The 5,228-nt window shown below is 74.6% G+C and carries 1 protein-coding gene; it reads left to right on the forward strand.

The genetic code is table 11. The annotated features are described in order from the left end of the window. The coding region (locus G3I65_RS20365; protein WP_160697514.1) for a type I polyketide synthase at positions 1–5,228 on the forward strand (5,228 nt) is incomplete at both ends.

A 5,228-nucleotide genomic window follows, 5' to 3' on the forward strand; every position in this document is an offset into this window, starting at 1 on the left:
TCGGCGGTCAACTCCGACGGCGCGTCCAACGGCCTCACCGCGCCCAGCGGCCCCGCGCAGCAGCGGGTCATCCGGGCGGCGCTGGCCGACGCGCGGCTCGTACCGTCCGATGTGGACGCGGTCGAGGCGCACGGCACCGGCACCGTCCTCGGCGACCCGATCGAGGCGGGGGCGCTGCTCGCGACCTACGGCCAGGACCGGACGACGCCACTGTGGCTGGGGTCGTTGAAGTCCAACATCGGGCACGCCCAGGCCGCGGCCGGGATCGGCGGGATCATCAAGACGGTCCTCGCCCTCCGTGCGGGAAAGCTGCCGCGCACGCTGCACGCCGAGGAGCGCTCGCCGCACGTCGACTGGACGTCCGGCGCGGTTTCGCTGCTCACGTCGCCTCAGCCGTGGCCCGCCGGGGGTCGCCCGCGCCGCGCCGGGGTTTCGTCGTTCGGGGTCAGCGGCACGAACGCGCACGTCATCGTCGAGGAAGCCCCGGCGGTCGTCGCCGATCCCGTCGAACAGGTCGAGCCGGCGGTCCTGCCGTTGCTGCTGTCGGCCAAGACACCGGAAGCTTTGCGAGCGCAGGCAGTCCGGCTCAGCGCGGTCGAGCCGAGCGTCGATGTCGCGTTTTCGCTGGCCACGACCCGGGCTCTGCTGGAGCACCGGGCCGTCGTCATCGGCGATCCGGCCGCCGGGCTGGCCGCGCTGGCCGAGGGGCGGCCCGCCGCCGGGCTCGTCGAAGGCAAGGCGCGGGCCGAGACCAAGCTCGCGTTCCTCTGCACCGGCCAGGGCGCCCAGCGGCCGGGCATGGGCCGAGAGCTGTACGCCGCCTTCCCGGTGTTCGCCGCCGCGTTCGACGCCGTCTGCGCGGAGATCGACGCGCGCTGGGACGGCGCGCCGCCGCTCAAGGACGTCGTCTTCGCCGACGTCGACACGCTGCTCGACCGCACCGACTACGCGCAGGCCGGGTTGTTCGCGGTCGAGGTCGCGCTGGCCCGGCTCGTCGAGTCGTGGGGCATCCGGCCGGACGTCGTGGCCGGTCACTCGCTCGGGGAGATCACCGCCGCCCACCTGGCCGGGGTGCTCTCGCTCGCCGACGCGGCGACGCTGGTCGCCGCCCGCGGCCGGCTGATGGCCGCGGTGCCCGCGGGCGGGGCCATGGCCGCGATCGAGGCCGGCGAAGCCGAACTCGTGCTTCCGCCGGACGTCGGCCTCGCCGCCGTCAACGGCACCTCGGCCGTCGTGGTTTCCGGGCCGGAGGACGCCGTTTCCGGAGTCGTGGCGGACTGGTCCGCCCAGGGCCGCCGGACCCGGCGGCTCACGACGAGCCACGCGTTCCACTCCGCCGCGATGGACCCGGTCCTCGAACCCCTGGCAGAAGCATTGCGGGAACTGGACTTCCGGCCACCCGCCGTGCCGCTGGTGTCCACGCGCACCGGTCAGGTCACCGACGGGTCCACAGTGGACCACTGGGTCGCGCAGGTCCGCGAGCCGGTCCGCTTCGCCGACGCCGTCGCGACGTTGGCTAGCCAGGAGGTCACGGCCTACCTGGAACTCGGCCCCGACGGCGTGCTCACCGCGCTCGCCCGCGGCCTCACTGACGCCGTGACCGCGGTCGCGCTGCGCCCCGACCGCGACGAGGCCGCCACCCTGCTGACGGCGGTCGCCACCCTGCACACCCACGGCGTCCCGGTCGACTGGGCCGCGTTCTTCGCCGGCGCGCGGCGCACCGAGCTGCCGACGTACGCTTTCCAGCACGAGCGCTACTGGCTCACCGCGGACGGCCGTGCCCCGGCTCGCGTCCGCCCGGAAGTACCCGTGCCAGGCGGGAACCTGACCGACCTCGTCCGCGCGCAGGCCGCCGCCGTGCTCGGCCACACCGAACCCCTCGACGCCGACCGCGCGTTCGCCGACCTGGGCTTCGACTCGCTGACCGCGGTCGAACTCAGCTCCCGGCTCGGCGCCGCGACCGGCGTGACGCTGCCCGCCACGCTCGTCTTCGACCACCCGACCCCGGCCGCGCTCGCCGCATGGCTCGCCGGTGAGACGGCCACCGGCGCCGTCACCGCGCACGCGGGTTCGGCCGACCCGATCGTCGTCGTCGGCATGGGCTGCCGCTACCCGGGCGGCGTCGCGTCCCCGGCCCAGCTGTGGGACCTCGTGCTCGACGGCACCGACGCGATCAGCGCGTTCCCGGCGGACCGCGGCTGGGACGTCGACGGGCTGCACGACCCGGAACCCGGCCGTCCGGGCAAGACCTATGTCCGGCACGGCGGTTTCCTGGCCGACGCAGCTGGGTTCGACGCCGCGTTCTTCGGGCTCAGCCCGCGTGAGGCGCTGGCGATGGATCCGCAGCAGCGGCTGCTCCTCGAAGTCGCCTGGGAGACGTTCGAGCACGCGGGCATCGACCCGCGCGCGGTCCGGGGCGACGCCGTCGGCGTGTTCGCCGGTACCGCGTCCCAGGACTACGGCCCGCCACTGCACGAGGCCCCGGAGCACGTCGGCGGTAACCTCGGCACCGGCATCGCGGCCAGCGTCCTTTCCGGACGGATCGCCTACACGTTCGGCTTCGAAGGCCCGACACTGACCGTCGACACGGCCTGTTCGTCCTCTTTGGTCGCGCTGCACCTCGCGGCGCAGTCCCTGCGCGCGGGGGAGTGCACGCTCGCCCTCGCCGGTGGCGTCACGGTGATGTCGAGCCCCGGCGCGTTCGTCGAGTTCAGCCGCCAGCGCGGGCTCGCGCCGGACGGCCGGATCAAGTCCTTTTCGGACTCCGCGGACGGCACGGCCTGGGCCGAAGGTGCCGGGATGCTGCTGCTGGAAAGGCTTTCGGACGCGCGACGGCTCGGGCACCCGGTGCTGGCCGTGGTCGCCGGATCCGCGGTGAACTCCGACGGCGCGTCGAACGGCCTCACCGCACCCAACGGACCCTCGCAGCAGCGGGTGATCCGGCAGGCGCTGGCCAACGCCGGACTGTCCGCATCGGACGTCGACGCCGTCGAAGCCCACGGCACCGGCACGGTGCTGGGCGACCCCATCGAGGCGCAGGCCGTGCTCGCCACCTACGGCCAGGACCGGCCGTCGCCGCTGTGGCTCGGGTCGCTCAAGTCCAACATCGGGCACGCGCAGGCCGCGTCCGGCGTCGGCGGGATCATCAAGATGATCGAGGCCATGCGCCACGGCGTCCTGCCGCGGACACTGCACCTCGACACGCCGTCGTCCAAAGTGGACTGGACGGCCGGTGCGGTCGCTCTGCTGGCCGACACCACCCCGTGGCCGGAGACCGACGTCCGGCGCGCCGCAGTGTCGTCGTTCGGCGTCAGCGGCACGAACGCCCACGTGATCCTCGAACAGCCGGCGGACACCCCGGCTCCGGATCCGGTCGCGGGCCCGCTGCCCTGGCTGCTGTCGGCGCGCACGGAGTCGGCGTTGCGGGCGCAGGCCGCTCAGCTGCTCGCGGTCGACGCCGATCCCGCCGAGGTGGCCCGGGTGCTCGCTGCCGGGCGGGCCGCCTTCGACCACCGCGCGGTCGTCATCGCGGCCACGCACGAGGAGCGCGCCGCCGGGCTCGCCGCGATCCGCGACGGCCGCGGCGCGATCACCGGGGTCGCCGAGCGTGGCAAGACGGCGTTCCTGTTCACCGGCCAGGGTTCCCAGCGGGCCGGGATGGGCCGCGAGCTGTACGAGAAGTACCCGGCGTTCGCGGCCGCGTTCGACGCCGCGTGCCCGGATCCGCGGGTGCGGGAGGTCGTCTTCGCGGGTGACCCCGACGGCACCGAGTACGCGCAGCAGGGCATTTTCGCGGTCGAGGTCGCGCTCGTGCGGCTCCTCGAAACGTGGGGCATCCGGCCGGACGCCGTGCTGGGCCACTCGGTCGGCGAGGTCGCCGCCGCCCACGTCGCCGGGATCCTGACGCTCGACGACGCGGTCACGCTGGTCGCCGCGCGCGGCCGGTTGATGCAGGCGCTGCCCGAGGGCGGCGTGATGATCGCGGTGCAGGCGTCCGAAGAGGACCTTCAGCTGCCCGAGGGTGTGGCGCTGGCCGCGGTCAACGGCCCGGACGCGGTGGTGCTGTCCGGCGCGGAAGCCGCGGTGACCGAGTACGCGGCGACGTTCGCCAAGACCAAGCGGCTCGCCACGAGCCACGCGTTCCACTCGCCGCTGATGGCGCCGATGGTGCCGGACTTCCGCGCGATCCTGGACACGTTGTCGATTGCCGCGCCGGAGTTGCCGTTCGTGCCGGCCGGCGGGACCGGCCCGGAGACGGCGGAGTACTGGGCCGGGCAGGTCGAAGCCACCGTCCGGTTCGCCGACGGGGTCGAGGCGTTGCGCGCCGACGGCGTCACTACGTTCGTCGAGATCGGTCCGGACGCCGTGCTGTCGGCGCTGGTCGAGGGTGCGGTGCCGGTGCTGCGTGCGGACCGGTCCGAACCGGAGACACTGCTGACCGCGTTGGCCCGCCTGCACGTCCGAGGTATAAGTCCACAGTGGACGTCGATACTCGGTGCGGTGACCACGCGGGTCGACCTGCCGACTTACCCGTTCGAGCGGGAGCGGTACTGGCTCGCCCCGGGCACGCCCCCGGCGGCCGACCCGGCGGGCGACCGGTTCTGGGCCGCCGTCCGCGACGGCGACGGTGACGTGCTGGCCGAGACCCTCGGCGTCGAACGCTCCACAGTGGACGCGGTGCTGCCCGCGCTGTCCCGCTGGCGTGGCGACGCCGACGGTGGCACCGCCGACTGGCGCTACCGCGTGGTCTGGCAACCGATCGACACCCCGGCGCCGCTCGACGGCTGGTGGCTCGCGGTCGTCCCCGAAGGCACCGACGTCCGGCTTCCCGACGGCGTCACGGTGCTGGAGGTGCCCGCCGGGATCGGTCGCGCGGACCTCGGTGCCCGGCTGCCGGAGACCGACGGCGTGCTGTCCTACCTCACCGACGCCGCCGACGTGCTCGTGCTCGTCCAGGCGCTCGGGGACGCGGGGCGGGACGCGCCGTTGTGGTGCGTCACGCGCAACGCCGTCCAGGTCGAGCCGGGCGAACCGGTGGACCCCGCCGCGGCCGGGATCTGGGGTCTCGGCCGCGTCGTGGGCCTGGAGCACCCGCGCCGCTGGGGCGGGTGCGTCGACCTCGGCGGCGACGCCGACCTGGTCCTCGGCGGGCTCGAGGACCAGATCGCGGTGCGTGCGTCCGGCGTGTTCGGCCGACGGCTCGTGCGGACGACCGGGCGGAAGGTCCG

It is taken from the genome of Amycolatopsis sp. SID8362 (assembly GCF_010550475.1).
Classification (GTDB): Bacteria; Actinomycetota; Actinomycetes; order Mycobacteriales; family Pseudonocardiaceae; genus Amycolatopsis; species Amycolatopsis eburnea.